General features: G+C 48.8%; 22 protein-coding genes. 16 read left to right on the top strand and 6 right to left on the bottom strand.

Annotated features, from left to right (window positions below; genetic code table 11):
* Positions 1-17 precede the first annotated feature (17 nt).
* From B9Z42_RS06250 to B9Z42_RS06205, 10 genes are read left to right on the top strand one after another with little or no spacing between them, the layout of a single operon-like run.
* Positions 18-206, top strand: a complete 189-nt coding sequence (locus B9Z42_RS06250; protein WP_100132491.1) for a Flp family type IVb pilin — start codon at positions 18-20, stop codon at positions 204-206.
* Positions 207-217: 11 nt separating this feature from the next.
* The gene (locus tag B9Z42_RS06245) at positions 218-727 is read left to right on the top strand and encodes a prepilin peptidase (RefSeq protein ID WP_100132490.1); all 510 of its coding nucleotides are present in this window, start codon (positions 218-220) and stop codon (positions 725-727) included.
* 43 nt (positions 728-770) lie between these two features.
* Entirely contained in the window at positions 771-1574 is an 804-nt protein-coding gene (cpaB, locus tag B9Z42_RS06240; protein WP_233203551.1) for a Flp pilus assembly protein CpaB, read from the top strand.
* Between the two features lie 4 nt (positions 1575-1578).
* Positions 1579-2901 carry a type II and III secretion system protein family protein gene (locus B9Z42_RS06235; protein ID WP_100132488.1) on the top strand — a complete coding sequence of 441 codons (1323 nt, stop codon included), beginning with the start codon at positions 1579-1581 and terminating at the stop codon, positions 2899-2901.
* A gap of 11 nt (positions 2902-2912) precedes the next feature.
* Positions 2913-3209 carry a hypothetical protein gene (locus tag B9Z42_RS06230; RefSeq protein WP_143474046.1) on the top strand — a complete coding sequence of 99 codons (297 nt, stop codon included), beginning with the start codon at positions 2913-2915 and terminating at the stop codon, positions 3207-3209.
* A gap of 25 nt (positions 3210-3234) precedes the next feature.
* Positions 3235-4410 carry an AAA family ATPase gene (locus tag B9Z42_RS06225; protein WP_100132486.1) on the top strand — a complete coding sequence of 392 codons (1176 nt, stop codon included), beginning with the start codon at positions 3235-3237 and terminating at the stop codon, positions 4408-4410.
* Positions 4410-5699: a CpaF family protein gene (locus B9Z42_RS06220; protein ID WP_100132485.1), complete on the top strand. Its 1290-nt coding sequence runs from the start codon at positions 4410-4412 to the stop codon at positions 5697-5699. Before B9Z42_RS06225 ends, B9Z42_RS06220 begins: the two co-directional genes overlap by 1 nt.
* A gap of 3 nt (positions 5700-5702) precedes the next feature.
* Positions 5703-6674, top strand: coding sequence for a type II secretion system F family protein (locus B9Z42_RS06215; RefSeq protein ID WP_100132484.1), 972 nt, complete (start codon positions 5703-5705; stop codon positions 6672-6674).
* A gap of 3 nt (positions 6675-6677) precedes the next feature.
* On the top strand, positions 6678-7625 hold the full coding sequence (locus tag B9Z42_RS06210; protein WP_100132483.1) for a type II secretion system F family protein: 948 nt from the start codon (positions 6678-6680) through the stop codon (positions 7623-7625).
* 30 nt (positions 7626-7655) lie between these two features.
* On the top strand, positions 7656-7850 hold the full coding sequence (locus tag B9Z42_RS06205; protein ID WP_100132482.1) for a hypothetical protein: 195 nt from the start codon (positions 7656-7658) through the stop codon (positions 7848-7850).
* Positions 7851-8146: 296 nt separating this feature from the next.
* Here the strand turns inward: B9Z42_RS06205 and B9Z42_RS06200 are convergent, their stop codons facing one another.
* Both B9Z42_RS06200 and B9Z42_RS06195 read right to left on the bottom strand, forming a co-directional pair.
* Positions 8147-8896, bottom strand: a complete 750-nt coding sequence (locus B9Z42_RS06200) for a type IIL restriction-modification enzyme MmeI (protein ID WP_369806847.1) — start codon at positions 8894-8896, stop codon at positions 8147-8149.
* On the bottom strand, positions 8893-9096 hold the full coding sequence (locus B9Z42_RS06195) for a helix-turn-helix domain-containing protein (protein WP_100132769.1): 204 nt from the start codon (positions 9094-9096) through the stop codon (positions 8893-8895). The genes B9Z42_RS06200 and B9Z42_RS06195 overlap by 4 nt, the downstream gene beginning before the upstream one ends.
* Before the next feature lie 292 nt (positions 9097-9388).
* Here B9Z42_RS06195 and B9Z42_RS06190 point away from each other — a divergent pair, with 292 nt between their 5' ends.
* Positions 9389-9715 carry a hypothetical protein gene (locus B9Z42_RS06190; RefSeq protein ID WP_100132481.1) on the top strand — a complete coding sequence of 109 codons (327 nt, stop codon included), beginning with the start codon at positions 9389-9391 and terminating at the stop codon, positions 9713-9715.
* A 98-nt stretch (positions 9716-9813) separates the two neighbouring features.
* Here the strand turns inward: B9Z42_RS06190 and B9Z42_RS06185 are convergent, their stop codons facing one another.
* Both B9Z42_RS06185 and B9Z42_RS06180 read right to left on the bottom strand, forming a co-directional pair.
* Entirely contained in the window at positions 9814-10386 is a 573-nt protein-coding gene (locus tag B9Z42_RS06185; protein ID WP_100132480.1) for a site-specific integrase, read from the bottom strand.
* Between the two features lie 490 nt (positions 10387-10876).
* Positions 10877-11461, bottom strand: a complete 585-nt coding sequence (locus B9Z42_RS06180) for a hypothetical protein (RefSeq protein WP_143474045.1) — start codon at positions 11459-11461, stop codon at positions 10877-10879.
* 821 nt (positions 11462-12282) lie between these two features.
* Here B9Z42_RS06180 and B9Z42_RS06175 point away from each other — a divergent pair.
* From B9Z42_RS06175 to B9Z42_RS06160, 5 genes are all read left to right on the top strand, one after another.
* Complete coding sequence (locus B9Z42_RS06175; RefSeq protein ID WP_100132478.1) at positions 12283-12702, top strand: hypothetical protein; 420 nt, start codon at positions 12283-12285, stop codon at positions 12700-12702.
* A 10-nt stretch (positions 12703-12712) separates the two neighbouring features.
* On the top strand, positions 12713-12889 hold the full coding sequence (locus B9Z42_RS16335; protein WP_199171995.1) for a hypothetical protein: 177 nt from the start codon (positions 12713-12715) through the stop codon (positions 12887-12889).
* A 97-nt stretch (positions 12890-12986) separates the two neighbouring features.
* Positions 12987-14189, top strand: a complete 1203-nt coding sequence (locus B9Z42_RS06170) for a serine hydrolase (RefSeq protein ID WP_158235915.1) — start codon at positions 12987-12989, stop codon at positions 14187-14189.
* 43 nt (positions 14190-14232) lie between these two features.
* A complete protein-coding gene (locus B9Z42_RS06165; RefSeq protein ID WP_100132476.1) occupies positions 14233-14796 on the top strand; it encodes a hypothetical protein in 564 nt (187 codons plus the stop codon).
* A 144-nt stretch (positions 14797-14940) separates the two neighbouring features.
* Complete coding sequence (locus B9Z42_RS06160) at positions 14941-15381, top strand: DUF6641 family protein (RefSeq protein WP_100132768.1); 441 nt, start codon at positions 14941-14943, stop codon at positions 15379-15381.
* A 279-nt stretch (positions 15382-15660) separates the two neighbouring features.
* On the opposite strand, the gene B9Z42_RS06155 is transcribed toward B9Z42_RS06160, so the two are convergent.
* Positions 15661-16026, bottom strand: a complete 366-nt coding sequence (locus B9Z42_RS06155; protein ID WP_100132475.1) for a DUF6876 family protein — start codon at positions 16024-16026, stop codon at positions 15661-15663.
* Between the two features lie 92 nt (positions 16027-16118).
* Positions 16119-17537 carry a tyrosine-type recombinase/integrase gene (locus tag B9Z42_RS06150; protein ID WP_100132474.1) on the bottom strand — a complete coding sequence of 473 codons (1419 nt, stop codon included), beginning with the start codon at positions 17535-17537 and terminating at the stop codon, positions 16119-16121.
* Between the last annotated feature and the right edge of the window lie 216 nt (positions 17538-17753).

Below are 17753 nucleotides of genomic sequence, written 5' to 3'. Positions count from 1 at the left end.
ACTTTGAAAGGTCAAACATGAACACGTTAAAACAACTCACCCAAAACTTTCTCGCCGACGAACAAGGTGCAACGGCCATTGAATATGGTTTGTTGGCCGCCTTGATTTCGGTGGTCATCATCACCGCTGCCACCGCTGTTGGCACGAACTTGAACGCCATCTTCACGGCCATCTCGGCCAAGTTGCTCGCAGCCAAGCCGGTTTAAGTCACCCAGCCATGTGGACGTTCGCCTGCAGCCTGCTGCTGATCGCCGCCATGTGGTGGGATGTCAGAACCCACCGAATACCCAACCCATTGGTGCTGCTGGGATGGGCGGTGGGCATGGCCATCGCTTGGCAACCCGATGGCATTGGCTGGATCGATGCGGCAGAGGGCAGCTTGGCTGGTTTGGCTGTGTTTTTGCCGTTCTATCTGCTGCGCATTTTGGGGGCGGGCGACGTCAAGTTGCTCGCTGCTGTGGGTGCATTTGTAGGCTTTCCGGGCATTTTGACGGTAGCCATGCTCACCGGCGTATCGGGCGGTGTGTTGGCATTGTTGATCGCGCTGCGGCACGGGCAATTGACGGTCATGTGGCAAAACGTGCACCAAGGCGTCCTAGGCTTTGTCATGCAAATGGCCAGCGGAGGCCGTCCACGCCAATGGGTCATGGTGGTGGGGCCGCATCGCCTGCCTTATGCACTGGCCATTGGCTTGGGCACCTTGGGCTATGTGCTCTTGAACAACTAAAGGTCAGCGTGTGAAAAATGTCCGCCCCCTCTTACTCGTCGCTTTGTCCCTCGCCCTCGGTGCGGGCGCAGTCGGCATTGCTTTGCACTGGGTGCTGGAACGCACCGACGTGGCCAGCACCAAAGTCGTGGTGGCCGCCCGCGATTTGCCTTTTGGCACGCCACTGCGCGAGGGCATGTTGGAGACGATCGATTGGCCAGCCGCCAACGCGTTGAAAGAACCCGTGGCCGACCCGAAACTCATTTACCAACGCGTCACCAACACACCCATTTTGCGTGGCGAACCCGTGTTGCCCAGCAAACTGGCGGCACACGGCGAAAAAGGGGGGCTGTCGGCATTGCTGCACGAGGGCACACGCGCTGTCACCGTGAAGATCAATGAAATTGTCGGTGTGGCTGGCTTTGCGCTGCCCGGCAACTACGTAGATGTGATGGTCAATGCCACTGAAAAAAGCGGCCGCGTGGTTTCCAAAATTGTGCTGGAGCGCATCTTGGTATTGGCGTTAGCCCAAGATGCCTCCACCAGCGAGACCAAGCCGCGCTTGGTCAACGCCGTGACGCTAGAGGTCACGCCTCAACAAGCCGAGCAGATTGATTTGGCACGCAGCGTCGGGTCGCTGTCCTTGGTGCTGCGCAGCCAAGTCGACACCGGCCGCGTGAACACCCAAGGGGCCAGCATGGAGGATTTGTTCAAGTCCACCGAAAAGGTCCTCGACAAACCCATTGAGCTTTCATTGGCTGCGCCGACAACACCCGCGCCAAAACCTCGCGCGCCTGCAACAACACAGACCAAGCGCTCGCCAGACAAGCCAGAAATCATCCGCGGCAGCGTTAAAACTTTGGAATAAAACCATGCAAACCTCTTTCACACAACGCATGGCTTGGATGTGCGTGGCGACGCTGCTGAGTTGCAGCGGGCCTGCTTGGTCGCTGCAATTGGCTCCCAAGATGCAATTGGCAACGGGCAAGTCCACCGTGATGGCGCTACCCGCCGACGCGGTGCGACTGTCTGTCGGCAACCCAGAGGTGGCCGACGTGATGCTGATTAGCCCTCGAGAGGTCTATGTGCTCGGCAAAAAACTAGGCACGACCAATGTGATGATTTGGACCAAAGGCGGCACCACCACCGTGATGGACTTGTCGGTGGGTGTCGATGTGCAAACGCTGCGTGACAACGTGCGCGAATTGGTGCCCAGCGAGAAGAACATTCGCATCGATGCCATGGGGGACACGCTTGTCTTCACTGGCACGGTAACCGACCCTGTACGCTTGCAACGTTTGATGTTGCTGGCCGAAGTGTTCAGTGGCGGCAAAAAGGTCATCAACCTGCTCCGCGTTGAGGGCTCGCAGCAAGTGATGCTCGAAGTGAAGGTGGCTGAGGTGTCCAAAACCCTGCTGGATGAACTGGGGTTTGAGGTGGGCGCTAACCGAACCAATGGTGGCGCCACCTATGGGTTGTTGTCCTCGTTGCTGGGCACTGGCGCTGGCACGGCATCGGCCCGCAACGGCAGCACCTCGATCAAGCTGGATGCAGAAATCAAAAAGGGGCTGGTCAAAATTTTGGCCGAGCCCACCATCACCGCCATCAGTGGCCAAGAAGGCTCGTTTTTAGCGGGTGGCAAGATCTTTATTCCCGTCCCGCAGTCGAGCAGCGGCGGAGCGACCACCATCGTGTTGGAAGAACGTGAGTTTGGTGTGGGCCTCAAATTCACCCCGACAGTTTTAGAAGATGGCTTGATCAACTTGCGCGTCACGCCCGAAGTGTCCGAGCTGTCACAGGCGGGCACCGCGGTGACCACCTCCACGGGACAAGTCAGCGTCTTGCCTTCTATTTCGACACGTCGAGCCTCCACCACGGTGCAGCTGCGCGATGGCGAGAGCTTTGCAATTGGCGGCTTGATCAAAAACAACGTGACCGAGGCGGTGAAGGCGTTTCCCGTTTTGGGAGAAATCCCGATTTTGGGCGCCCTGTTTCGCAGCAGCGCATTTCAGGCCGAACGCACGGAGCTGGTGTTTGTCGTGACGCCGCATTTGGCCAAGCCCCGCATGCAAACCCTGCCCCTGCCCACCGACACCTTCATCGAGCCCACGCGCGCTGAACTGCATTGGCAGGGCCGCATGGAAGGCGCCCCCAAAGCCACCGCCCCTGTCGCTGTGCCTGCACAACAACCCTGAAAGCCCACGCCATGCGAATGACCCCATTTTTCAGCGTCGGCGTGGCCTTGATGTTGTCTGCTTGCAGCAACTACCCCTCGCCCATCGACGACAACTTCGGCGCCTCCGTGCGCCACATGGTGCAGACCCAAACGGCCAACCCTAGCGCGCCGCGCAGCAGTGAGTCAGCGGCAACCACCGATGGACAAGCGGCCAGGGCAGCCGTTGATCGGTATCAAAAATCGTTTGAAGTTCCGCCCCTGCCTACCAATGTGTTCAACATTGGCGTAGGCGGCGGCTCTGCGGGCGCCTCTGGTGCGTCACGTTGACTTTGACATCTAGAAAGACAACACCATGAAAGCCGTATTAATTTCTGGGTCTGAGGCGCAGCTTGCCAGCCTTCGTGTCTTGGTTGAAACAGAAGGCCATGAAGTCACGAATGCCTTGCAACACCATGCCGACACCACCTTGAGCACGATGATCGAGCCGCTGGACACCGATGTGCTGATCGTGGAATGCACAGAGGCTCAACAAGCCCAAGACATCGCCGCCATCGATGCATTTGTGGCCACTCACACCCAAGTAGTCGTCCTGCTGCTGAGCACACAACGCGAAGCGGCCACCTTGCTCGCTGCCATGCAAGCGGGGGTGCGTGAGGTGCTGAGCTCACCCGCCATCGCCACCGAACTGACAGCAGCGCTACGGCGCGTTGTGTTGCGAAAAAAATTGCCCCCCTTGAAAGCGACTCGGGCTAAAACCATTTCATTTTTGTCTTGCAAGGGTGGCAGTGGCGCCACGTTTTTAGCCACCAACTTTGCTGATATTTTGGCCAAAGATTTGGGCAAAAAAACCGCATTTCTTGACCTCGATTTGCAATGTGGGGATGCCGCTTATTACGTCTCCCCCGGACCCAACCGGTCCGACATCACCGAGCTGGCCCGACAAATTGACCGCTTAGACGCCAAGCTCTTGAGTGCCAGCGTTCTGCACATTCACAATAACTTTGACATGCTGTCAGCGCCGGAAGATCCTGAGTCCGGCTACACCATGAATGCCACACAACTGGACCGCTTGCTCGATGTGATCGAGGTGAATTACGACATGGTCGTTCTCGACCTTGAACGCCTGTTGGGCCCCGTGACCATCCAAGCCTTGGACCGCAGCGATGTGGTGTATTTGGTGATGGAAAACCTCTTACCCTTTGTGCGCAGTGCCAAACGCTTGGTGACCAAACTTCGCAGCTTGGGCTACGACGACAGCAAAATTCGAGTGGTTGTGAATCGCTATGAAAAGAACGACACCATCGATGTGGCCCAAATTGAAAAAGCACTGGGCATCAAAGTCACTCACACGATACGCAGCAGTTTTCAAGATGTAGCTCAAGCCATCAACACCGGTGTGTCGATCACGGCCGTCAATCCTCACAACAGCATTGTGCAAGTGCTGCGCGATATGGCACACGGCTATGACACCAGCCATGCACCGCGAACCATGAGCTGGATCAACCGCTTCATGGGAAGCAACAGCTGATGGATACCACTGCGCTGTCGCGCATCGAAAAGATCAAGTCCAAGATTCATAAAAAAATCTTGAGCTTGGTCGACCTCAGGACCATGGAAAGTATGTCGGCAGAGCAACTGCGCAAGGAGCTGAAGCTGTTGACAGAACGCTTGCTGGACGAAGACAGCGTGGCCATCAACGAGTCAGAGCGGCGCACGATTGTGCAAAGCATTCAAAACGAGATGCTGGGCTTGGGTCCGATTGAGCCCTTGCTGGCCGACACCACGGTGTCGGATATTTTGGTGAACGGCCCCAGTCGTGTGTATGTAGAACGCCAAGGTCGCCTAGAGGCCACCGACGTGAAGTTTGACAACGATGCGCATTTGCTGCGCATCATCGACAAAATTGTGTCGCGCATTGGGCGTCGCGTTGACGAACTCAGCCCCATGGTGGATGCACGTTTGCCCGATGGCTCGCGTGTGAACGCCATCATTGCGCCACTCGCGCTCGATGGGCCCGTGCTGTCGATCCGTCGCTTTTCGGTGGTGCCCTACGGCATGGACGACTTGGTGAAGTTCGGCACACTGACGCCGGAAATGGCGGAGTTGATTTTTGGTTTGGTCAAAGCCAAAGTGAACCTGTTGGTGTCTGGCGGCACAGGCTCTGGCAAGACCACCTTGCTCAACGTGATTTCTGGGGCCATTCCGCCCAACGAACGCATCATCACCATCGAAGATGCAGCCGAGTTGCAACTGCAGCAACCCCATGTGGTACGCCTTGAGTCTCGCCCGCAAAACATTGAAGGCAAAGGCGAAGTGACGCAACGCGCCTTGCTGCGCAACAGCTTGCGCATGCGACCTGACCGCATTATCTTGGGCGAAATTCGGGGCTCCGAAGTGCTGGACATGTTGCAGGCCATGAACACGGGCCACGAAGGCTCTATGACCACCATCCATGCCAACACCCCACGCGACGCCTTAACGCGGCTTGAACACATGATGAGCATGGCCGGCATGCAGGTCAGCCCACGCGCAATGCGCCAGCAAATCAGCGCGGCCTTGTCGGTGGTGATCCAAATTTCACGGCTGTCCGACGGCAAACGAAAAATCACCAGCTTGCAAGAAATCACAGGTGTCGAGGGCGACATTGAGAGCATGCAAGAAATTTTCAAATTTGACCAAACCGGCTTGGATGCCACGGGGGCTGTGCAAGGCCGATTTCTGGCGACAGGCATTCGGCCTAAATTTGAGCATCGCCTGCGCACACGGGGTGTGAACTTGCGCGAAGACTTGTACGACCCAGCACGCAACAGGGGCTGATCCGTGAACTGGAATCTCATCACCTTCGTCACCCTGCTCATTTTGGCCGTGGGCTTGTTCATGCTGGGCGCGTTGCGCTTTTGGAGCAATCACTGGGGTGAGAACGCGTCGATCATCAGACACCGATTGCGCGCTTTGAGCGGTGATTTTCGGGTGCTCAGCCAGTCGCTGGTCAAGACACGCTTGCTCAGCGAGTGGCCGGTGTTGAATGCCTGGCTGTCGCGCGTACCCAACATCGAAGGACTCGACAAATTTTTGACCCAAGCAGGTGTGTCCTGGAATGTCGGTCGTTTTTTGATCGTGAACGCTGCTTTGTGGTTGTTCACATGGCTTGCCAGTTTGATATCGGGCGTCGGCTTGGGGCTTGCCCTGTTGTTGGGCGGCGTACCGTCGCTTTTTTGGGCGCTGTATCTGCAATACCAACGGCGCCAGCGCGTGTTCAACATCGAGGCCCAACTGCCCGACACGCTGGACTTGATGGCCAGAGCGATGCAAGCCGGCCACGCGTTTTCAAGCGCGCTGCTGATTGTTGGCAGCGAAGGGACACACCCGATTCGAGAGGAGTTTCAAGCCACGTTTGACGAGATCAACTTTGGCATCACGACCGAAGTTGCTTTGAAGCACCTCACCCTGCGTGTGGCCAGCGGGGACTTGCGGTTCTTTGTGGTGGCCGTGCTGATTCAGTTGGAGACGGGCGGTAATTTGACTGAAATCTTGAAGTCACTGGCCGCCTTAATTCGAGACCGACAGCGCATCACGGGCAGTGTGCGGGTGCTGACGGCAGAGGGGCGTTTGTCGGCTTGGATTCTGGGTTTGCTGCCGTTTGTCATTGCGTTGCTGCTGAGCCTGATCAACCCCGAATTCATTTCTAAATTGTGGACAGAACCCATGGGCATTCGCATGCTGCAAGTGTCTTTGGGGCTGATGGCCATCGGCATTTGGTGGATGTGGCGCATGGTGCACATTCGGATTTAAACCATGCGCAGTTTTTACACCGTCTTATTTTTAGCCGTGATCTTCACCTTGGCAGTGACCATCGCCTATGTCGCGTTGAACCATTGGATGCCCACGGCGCTGGACAAGCGAATGGCGACCTTGTTTGCACCCAAGTTGTCGCCCGTGGTGCAAGCCATCACCTCGCCCCTGTCACGCCCCGTTAAACGATGGATAGAACCCCTAGCCAGTGCAGCCATGAACGCGGAGTCGTGGCTGACATCGCCCTTGCGGATTCGGTTCAGCAATGCAGGGCTGAACTCGCCCAATGTCGTCACGCTTTATTTCGCCAGCAAAACCTTGCTGACGTTTGTATTGCCGCTCTTGGTCTTGCTCTTTGGCTTTTCAACGTTGTGGCACTTCAACGTGAGTCTGTTGCTGAGCTTGATGCTGGTGGCCTCGGCTTCGGGCTATTACGTGCCCAATGTATTGCTATCGCATTGGGTAAAGCGGCGACAACATGAGTTGTTTCGCGCTTTTCCTGATGCCCTTGATTTGTTGCGTGTTTGTGTGGAGGCGGGCTTAGGGCTGGACGCAGCGGTGGAAAGGGTGGGCCGCGAGATGCAAATTGAAAGCGAAGCCCTCGCCCAAGAGTTTTCGCTGTTGGGACTGGAGCTGCGCGCGGGAGCGGCGAGGCCCGACGCCCTGCGCAATTTGGCGCTGCGTATTGGCTTGGACGATATTGATGCGTTGGTGTCTATGCTGATTCAAGCTGATCGCTTTGGGACCAGTGTGGGTGAGTCGCTCAAGGTGCATTCTGAGTCACTGCGAACCAAACGCCGCTTGATCGCAGAAGAAGCAGCCGCCAAATTGCCTGTGAAGATTTTGATGCCTTTGATTTTTTGCGTCTTCCCTGCGCTACTGACCGTTTTATTGGGCCCTGCCGTCATCAACGTCGCGCAAATGTTAATGCCTACCCTGTCTCCCCCCTGATTTTTCAACCCTGCACCTCAAGGAAACACCATGGACAAGCGTCACATCATCGAACCCGAAAATCTGCCCTTATGGACATCCGTCACCTTCATCATCGCTTTGCTCGCGTTGGTCATTGGGCTGACGAATTTGTACCGAACCTCCACCTCAACGATGCTTGCACAAGTACAAATTTTAAAATTGCACCAGGAGCTGGATGCCTTGTCGGCCAAAACCAAACCCTAAGTCAGCATTCGGGCTCACCAACGCGAAAAAAAAGAGGACTGTGTTGACACAGTCCTCTTTGTCGTTGGTAGGGCGTCACAGACTTGAACTGTGGACCAAAGGATTATGAGAAGTTTCAATAAAAAAATATCGTTAAAAAACAACACGTTACAACGACGTTTATCAGGTGTGTAGCAAAGTGTGTAGCAAAGTGTGTAGTGAACTGTATCGTTTTTAGTTAAAAATAACTTCAAACTTTTTTGTTTCACAGCACTTTTACGCTACAAAAAACTTCTCATTCATCACTCTGGCAATACTCAATAACTGCCACTGACATAAGGGAACGCATCTGCCCAGCGTGGCAACTTAGCGTTTGGACGCTCTGCAATCTTGGTGTCCATTGCACGGAAGATTTCGCTGATGACTTGGTGCGTATTTGAAGAGTCACGCTCACTCATCTTCTCCACGGTGTCGGTGAACAGTCTTGTGCCGCTGAAAATGTCCGTGTCTTCTGCGAAGAAGCAGAAGATCAGCCTTGCCATCAAATGGTTCATCTCGTGACGGCGCTCAGCTGTACCCCATTCGGGGTTGTCCTTCAGCAGTTCGATGTAGAGCCGGTTTAGTCGGCTGGTCGCTCTGATGTCGAAGGAGCTTTCACGAATTTGCTTAACAGTCGAGATGCCAGCAAGTGGCAAGAAAAAGCCAAAGTGGTCAGGAAAGTCTTGAAACGCACAGGCGATGGTCTCGCCTGTGTCAATGTCTTCAGCTTCGAAATCTGCGCCATCCGTGGCGACTATGAAACGAACCTTCCCCTTGGCCGTCGCAGGGCTGTCTTTCAGCGACTTGAGGCATTGGGTGACGCCGCCTGTCTGCGCGACTGCAATATGCAGGTTGTTTGTCTGGAGTACCCCGCCGACGTCAGACTTGTTTGACGTACCGGACTTCAGACGCTTAATGGTTGTCTCTTTGTTCCCAAAGGCCATTAGAAAGGCACAAGGGAACTCGGCAGGGTCAAAAGGGGCCAAGGCAAGCGATGAGACCGCTTCTTCAATTTCAATGGCGTTCATTGTGCGATCTCCGTGACCGTGGTCTGCCTGGCAATCCAGGCATCAATGTCCTTGCGCGGGTAGCGCCACATTCCTCCGACCTTAAACGAAGGAATTTTCTTAGCCTGCGAGAGTCTGTAGATGGTGCGCTCTGTAACCTTTAGGTAGTCAGCGACCTCTTTGATGGTCAGAATTCCTTCGCTTTCAGCACTGAGTGACATATTTTTGGCCAATTTTTGTACGTTGCGTCAGCATAGTGCAAATTTGGCCAAAGCTGAAGTTCTTTCAATATACGGCGTCACCACAATGCACAATAATTTGCACGTGCCAGCTTGGCAGCTGGAGATCGCTTGAATCGAAGCTGCATCTGCCCTGAAAGTTAAGCGCTCTACGTGTGGGCGAAGATGAAGCTTGACGGCTTTAAGTGCACTGACTTTAAGGGTATGCTTGCAACAAACGAGGCGAAGAAGACAGCGACTTTAAAAATTCCACGAAACAAACATCATAATTATTATGTCAAATCAGCTAGACTACTTAGCGAAACATATTCGGGATTTGATTCTTGAAATTGACACGCTTGAGTATGTACTCAATGACATCTCAGATGCATATGTCAGTGAAGATGAAGAGCTTGATGATTCAGATCATCCAGTAGCAAAGCTTCAGCAATCGCAGTACGCCATTTCCAAGGCTACTGTAGCTATTGTAAAATTATTGACTTCTGAAAAAATGTTAGACCCATATTTTCGTAAGTCGCTACAGATGATGGCTATGATGGATGCATTGAAAGATGGTGAAACCAATTTTGTGAAGTTCGTTAATAAGTACATAAAGGACTAATTCACATAATTTCAATAGGCTAGACCAACTCAATCGCCCTGCACTTCATTGGATATTTAACGTCAACGTAGGCCTATATCGCAAAAATATTGATGCAATTACATTAACTCTGCTGCGGCTTTAAGTTGGGTGTCACTGGCGTAAAGATACTCGGCAGTTGTAGAAATATTTCGGTGACCCGCCAAAACTTTCAAAATGTGAATAGCAGTGCCTTTGTTAGCGAGGGTGGTCAAGCAACTCCGGCGTCCACTGTGGCTGCTTGCACCCTCTATGCCCACACGATCGTAAAGAGTTCCAAAATATTGGGTCAAGGTTGAGGCAGTGAACCCACGCTTAGGATTCTTCTGTGTATAAAACAATGCACTCACAGATTCCTTGGGTGGTTTCGCAGCAACATAGATCGCGAGTTCTTTGCGCAGCTTGGTGTTGACATAAACCGTACGTGAATGGCGGCCCTTGGTCTGTTCCGCTGATAAATGGATTTCATCTTTTACGGTGCCGTCTTTGTTAAGTACATCGCAATAACGCAGTGCAGCAACTTCGCCGACTCGCATTCCAGCCCAATGCGTCATCAGCACCATCGTTCTGTTTCGTACTGCGTGGGGTCGTGTTGCGATGAAGTCCAAAACCCGGCGAAGTTCTGTGGAACTAATAATTTTTGCTTTGGCCATTTCTGTAACTCCTAAATGTATTAAAAACAGAGCTACAGTATGTTTTCACTGGTTCGGTTTGAGCAACCGATTTTTCTCAATCCGACATCTCTTCAATTTCAACGACTTAGCGCAGAACCAAAGGAAATTGCACTTATATATGGTTTTTTGTGAACGTAAACCTTGCGTATTTGAGCAGAAGCTTTAAATGCCCTACACGCTGTTTTTCACTGTGTCAGCTATCCAATGCTTCGGTGAGTGTGATTAAGCGCTTGTAGCTTGTTTTAGCGTGTCAGTTCTGCACTAGTGCTTTTTAATAGTTTTTTAGCTGTTCAAATATGATGTGTACTGCACACAGTTTGTCTGTTTTCTCTACTACTTTAGTAGAGTTTCACTGTTTGTGTGTTTAATTGCTTGCTTGATGATTGTTTTAGACATAGCTACGCCATTAAGCATATTGCTATGGCTTTAACCATCAACCGCAAGCGTCACTTAGGACAGGAATGCTTAACTACGGCAAGTAAAGATTTTTCATATCTTTACCGTCAAGTTTTTTTGTAATGTATGTGATCCAACCCTCGTCAATCAAGTCGAGTTTATATCTGTATTTATCAACCAAAACTTCAGCATCTGCATCATATTTTGGATTGTGTATTTCAAAGTCACCACTTAGCTCAAGTGCCTGATGTACAGACCTAACAAATTGCTTTATGGGCATCGTCTCTGGCTTAAGTATTGCAAAATGCACGTGCAAATCAATAAGTTCCTGTTCCCCCTCTGTCACCATAACAATTTCTAAACGCTTGCCGAAGCGTTTATGTGCTTGCTTATATATGATATTGTTTAACAACTCAACAAACCTATTGCTTGCATTGACAAGCTCACTGCTGTTTAAGTGGCGCAGTACCTGCGTTTTTTTCATCCCGTAGCGAGCTGATTTCTGCTTGTGATGCACCTTTTTAGGCATCAGCGTCAAACCCATATCAAAGCGCTGTGTACAGCCCTTACCTAACCAGTCTGCAAGTACCTGCCTGCTTGATAGCTTGTCATAGCCCTTTTGTTGACATATGTCCTGTAGCTCCTGTAATTTACTCATATATTTATTTAATACCACCATAAAAAAGAATAATTCTTTTCAAGGATTTCAATATATATTATAGCAAAATACAGACATATTATCAAGCATAATCATATATTACGCCTGCAAATGCTATATTAAAGCCCAAATCTTTCAATATATTAAAATCAGGAATTAAATTTGGCATTGCAAAACCCATTAAAAAGCCCTACAAGCGCTTACATCAAGTCTGCACTACTCAGCCCCCGAAAAACTTGCTTTTCAGCTTGTAAATTGGCATAATATAGATATAAGCATAAATATCTTATACAAAACAAGATGCAAATTACATTACTGTAATTTCAAAAGGTTGCACGCCGATTGAATTGTGCTGCTAAATCCGTTCTGATGTGTAACGGCAAAGAAGGCGTAGCTTGTTACGCCGATTCATTGCACTACCCTGCTGCTTTAATGCAGGATGCTATAAAACGACGCCCCTCTGTGGCAGTACCGTTTGCGATGTCTTATATAGTTGTGATTGAATATATCGAAGTTCAATCAAAAAGTGGTGGGTAGCCACACTTGTATTAAGCAAGAATCCCACAAAGCACAGAAGGCGCTACATATGCGTTCTGTTGCTTGCGTAAGACACGCACATAAAAGGAGATCGCAAAACCTGCCTTCCCAGTACAACTGGTTGTGTATATGTAGTAAATGAAAACCTCAGTAAATGTACGGCCACGCTTTTTAGGCGTGGCATAACGCTTCCTAGTAAATGAGTATCTAATAAATACATAAACTTGTTATACATTTCAAATAAATTAAATACAAAGGAATGCGATGAGTTTAGCGCTAGCTAAATGAAATCGCAGTTTGCGCAAGCAAACTCTAACTATAAAAACAAAGGAGAAGATATGAAATCTACAAAAGATATATATGAGCTAACTCAAAAAGCCATTCCAGATATGACAGTACGTCGATTTAGTAGGTATTGCGGAAAAAGTGAAGGCTATTACGGAAGCATCATTGCGCAAAACCTTGACCTATCAACAAATGCACTCATACACCTAGCTGAGGTGCTGACATACAAACAGACACACACACCTTGCCGTGAGATAAAGCAGGCATTGATCACAATTACGGAAGAAATTGCTGATCGAATGCAACACATAAATTCAGGAAACATAGCGGTGCGACGAATGATCATCAAAGCCGTTGCTGCTGTACAGATGCGCAATGATGGCGATCACTACACAGCACTACCCGTGCTGATTGGTTGAGGATGACGGTATGAAGATCAACGAAATTACGGGTGTCAAACCTATCGCACCGACAACACCTGATCAATCACGCATTGACGGACTCAAGCGACAAAAGGACACGGCGGCCAAAAATCTTAAAGCGGAACGAGAGCGGCAGAAGCTGAAGAAGGCTCAGATCAGCTTGGCCAATATTGGCGCGACTTGAAGTGTTCGCACTTTTGGTACAGGGGTGTATCAATACTCGTTGCGCGAGTCGACTCAAGAACGTACACTGACTCAACTCTTGTAGCTAAAAAATGAGTATGAAAAAATCTTTCGGTTTGTTGCTCCTGCTAATCGCGAATTTGTCGAACGCCCATTACATCGAACACGAAGATCGAGACAAGCGCTACCCAATCCCGAGTTCGTTTGTTTGGGGTACCACCCACCAAGTGGGGTTATTCACCCATATGCAAGATGTGAAACCAACTTGCGTTATTGCTAAGTCGTCAAAACCCAAGCCTTTACCAATTGCTGCGCGTGATTTATCCGCAGTTAAATATGAAGCTATTTTTGATTACACATTAAAAGAACATATCCAGAAAAATTCCGTAATGGGTCTAACTTTTGTTAGGGACGGAAAAATTATCTATGAAACCTTTAATTTTGAGAGAAGGGCCGATGATTTATTCACTTCGTTTTCAGCAGGCAAATCAATAATTAGTATATTGATTGGAATTGCACTTGACGAAGGGCTTATTAAAAGCCTTGATGACCCTGTTGAGAAATATACAAACAGAATTAATGATTCCAGCTATAGCAAAATAAAAATTAGTTCATTACTTCGTATGTCGTCTGGCATACCTTATACAGAACCAGATACTGCAAGAGGTGACGCAACTGACTTTGAATTATCGCTGGAAGATAACTCAAGATCAGACATTACTGAATCGCTGAAAAAATGGCAGCGTAAAAGTTCTGGAGAAGGTAAAAAGTTCAATTATGCAAGTATAGAAACTGCTGTACTTGCCGAGATGTTGCGAGGTGCAACTGGAAAGAGCATCTGTCAATACACACAGGAAAAACTATGGGAGCCTCTGGGGGCAGAGTTTGATGCACGCTGGGAAACTGACAGCAAGGGAAATGAATTGGGGTATATAGGATTCAATGCAACGCAAACGGATTATGCGAAGATAGGTGTTATGTTGGCAAATATGGGTGAAATTTACGGTAACAGAGTACTTTCTTCAGAATATATAGATCAAGCTACCAATGTTGAACGTCAGCCTGAAGGGTTCAAATTTAATCAGGCGGAATTTCAATCTGGTTATGGCTATCAATTTTGGCTTAGACAACAGCCTGGACGATATTTTATGAATGGCTCTTACGGCCAATATGTCGGTGTTGATCGAGATTCAAAATCAGTACTTGTAATTCATACGGCTGACCCCATTCGAGTAAATAAGATTCGAAGCTTAAGAACGTTGCGACTCTTTCAAAGTTTGATTAAATCCACAAATCCTTAATTTTTAATATGAGAGTCCTTACAATTACCATATTAAATCTTCTATGAAATACATACACAGCACACAAATTTTCACTGCACTACTGTCCGGCATTGCCATTATTCTGGCTTTTCGCTTGAGTTCAGTTTTCGATAGTTGGTTAGCTTACGCTTCGAACATTAGTCTCTTTTTTTTGCCGGCTGGGATTAAGCTTTTATTGCTCTTGGTACTCCGTACACCTGCATTTATGGGAATGTGGATTGCGGGCGTTTATTTAGGCGCTGGGCTTTATTTTGACAGCACTTTTTTCTCGGTGGTGCTGTTGGCGTTTGTAAATTTAATTACTTATGCCTTAGCAATACTTGCCGCGATGCATTTTTTAGGCGTCCATAGTGATCTTCGTAATTTGAAGTATTGGCACATAGTTGTTATTTCTGTTGCTGCAAGTTTGTTGAGTGGCATAGTCAATAACTTGGTTTTTATGCTCGAAAATATGACTTCGAGTCAAGAGCTATGGGCTAAAAGCGCTGCGATGGCATTTGGGGACTTTGTGGGATGTTTTGTCGTCGTCAGTTTATTTCAGGCTGTTATCCAATTATTAGGTTCTAGTCCCTCTAAGCCTGCATAAGAGCATATCTACGTTACCTAGTGCAGGTGTAGTTTCGATACGGTTCAAGAACGACCCGACAAACTGAACGGACTTCGGTTGCTCTTTCGTACTCGGTGACAACATACTTGTCTATGCATTAACAACATCTGAAAGGCAATGCATATGACAACCTTAGCAACTCTCAAGCTGACAGCAGCTCAAAAACCATTCAATATTTCTCAAGTACAGCAACGCCGTAACAAACTGGTGAAGCGTTTATGGGAACAGGCGGAATTGGCAAAAGCACATCAAGCAGGCACCCAGTTCGCTCCCATCAAATTTCGAACAGTGACAGACCGGGAGACAGGTGAACGCAAGCAAGTCGAAACGTCCAAGCGTGTCAAATGTTGGTGGTTTACAAGCGAAAACGGCAAGTTGTCTCTCAGCGTTCGCTACGGTACTAAAGTTTTGGAATTGGCAAAGAACAAGTGGGCAGTAGAGCTCGCCAGCGACAAAGACCTCGTTGCGACACTGGACGTTATTAAAACTGCCGTACTGGCTGGGGAACTGGATGACGCCATCAGCCAAGCAAGCGAAAAGCTAAAGGCTGGCTTCACGAAATAACAAAATTTCTTCGCCAAGCTCCATCCAATATGGATGGAGCATTCTTACGGGTATAAATTAATTATGCGGTAATTGGCACCTTACCTATTTCATCTGCAATAACGGATCACGAATCCAAACTGACAACCACGGAAATTTCAGGAAAACTTAGAAATTAGCTAAATTCCCCTATACGCTGTCGTTTTCTATTCCGTTTGCGACACGGTTTAAATACTTTCTTAACCTACGCTACGGAGCGCTTTTGTAGGTTTCTAGAACGCCAATAAATGGCTTTAATGATCAGTATTCGCTTGGTAGCATCAAAACCCAAAAATCACCAGCCCAGCACCCATAAAGAGTAATGGTACTTAGTGGGAAATCTGTATATTCAATATTCTGCTTTGCCAGCACCCTTCCATTTCCATCTTCAATTAAAACCGAAGCTGAGCGACTCTTTTTAGAAAGCTTCAAACAAGTAAAACCTTCTTTGTCGCTATCAATTGCTGCTAGATGCGATGCGTAAACATCAAGCAACCAAAAGCACTCTGCTGCTTCTGCTAGATATCGCGTACCCTCAGTCAACAATACCCTTCGGGTCAATCTGGCTAAATGATCTGAACCTGTGAAATGTTTAAGATTCTTTAGTAATTCATCTTCTGTGATCATTGTGTGTATTCCTTTACTGTGTGTAATACAGTATTAGTTCATCACATCAAATGAGCAACCGAAGTCCTGCCATTTTGGCGGTGTACCGATGGCTAATTTAAATTTTGTTTTTTAGATTTTTTGAGCAAAGCTTTTTTAGCGGCTGGCATCTTCGTTTCTGAGTCTGAATTATTTTTTACTTTTGCAGATTGATATATTTCTTCAACCGTTGACGCAGAGGCAATTCTTTTACGAGTCTCTGCACCGCTTAACTGCTCAACGGCCTGTATGACTTTCAAGTGTGAGTAATGACGCTCGATCATCAGCACACTGGTGCCCATCTGTTTGGCAAGGGTGTGAATTGGCACCTTGTCGTGCGTCAATGCCAGCGTTGCGTATGTATGCCTGAAACTGTAGAACACGCGGTTCGTTTCGGTCATTGGGTCATAAAGCAAGTTATGTTCTTCCAAGTACCTTTCCAACATATGTTGAAAAGCTGAACTCACATCTTGCTTCTTTGACTTGGTTCGCAACACATAGTCATCATTGTTCGGCGTAATCACATCTTTGAAGGGATCAGAGACTGAATTCTTCACGCCATAAACGCGACGTGCAATTCTCTCCAGCACTCTGACCGTAGGTGACCGACCGATGATTTGACGAGCTCCTGTTTTCCCCGAAACAGTCATTTCAACAATGCGTCGGAGATCGGTGAGCACTATTTTTTCTTTTGGCCCATCCTTCACGACAAGGCTCTTTCCTGTGTCGATCTCAATGGGGTCCATCGAAAATTTGATCTGTTTCCATTTCACGTTCATCAGCTCTTTGCCGGGACGTGCGCCCGTATCGACCAGCATCTCTACATAGTCGCGCATTATTTGGCGCATCTCTTTGCTGTGGTCGTTGCGTGCCCGCTCAATCCATTCTTCAAAGTTGTTGAGCACGGCTTGAAGTTCATTCAACTCAAAAGCTGGGTGACGGGTGCTTTTCTTGCCTTTAGCTTCCAGCTTCGGCCGATTGAGTTCAGTTAAAAAGTTACGCAGCACAGCTTCATCAAATACCAAATTCAACGCGGCGTTTTGACTGAGCAACGTGCTTTTACTTGGTGCCCTATCCATCATCTTGATGCGTTCAGCATCCAAGTGATCAAGGGCCGCGCTATCAATATTTGTGATGAGTCTGTTACCAAGAATTGGGATCAGGTATTCAGTGATGATGCGTATGTAATCTTTAAACGAGACTTTGCCATCACCGTTAACAATCTTCTGCTCCATACTCTGGATAGCAAGTTTTGCAACATCCCTAAACTTGCGTGTGATGACAGGCAGGTTGTCGTGCTTGCGAATTTCTGCACGAATCCTGAGAGTCTTGGCTACTTCTTTGGCATCCTTCAACTTGCGCTCTTTAGTTGAGGCTCGTTGCCAAACCCCATCAACTTTGTAGCGGCATTGCCAAATTGAACTGCGCTCACGCCGGTAAACGACGATTTCGTTTTCTGAGACTACGTGCGTTGTTTCAAGTTTGGCTGACATCAATGGACTTTAATTTCAAACCAAAAAAAGAGCAACCAAGTAAGTGTGTAGTGCCGAAATAAAAAAAGAGGACTGCTTTTACACAGTCCTCTTCATAGTTGGTAGGGCGTGACAGACTTGAACTGTCGACCAAAGGATTCCGGTTTGTGTGACTTTCGCCACTCCCTGGACTTTGCCTTCACCATAGCTTGCGCGTTAGGTGGGTGCCGTCAAGTC

Origin of the sequence: Limnohabitans sp. B9-3 (assembly GCF_002778325.1) — a bacterium.
GTDB lineage: Bacteria > Pseudomonadota > Gammaproteobacteria > Burkholderiales > Burkholderiaceae_C > Limnohabitans > Limnohabitans kasalickyi.
The sequence above is the reverse complement of the archived record's forward strand: the minus strand, read 5'-3'. Positions and strand labels throughout refer to the sequence as shown.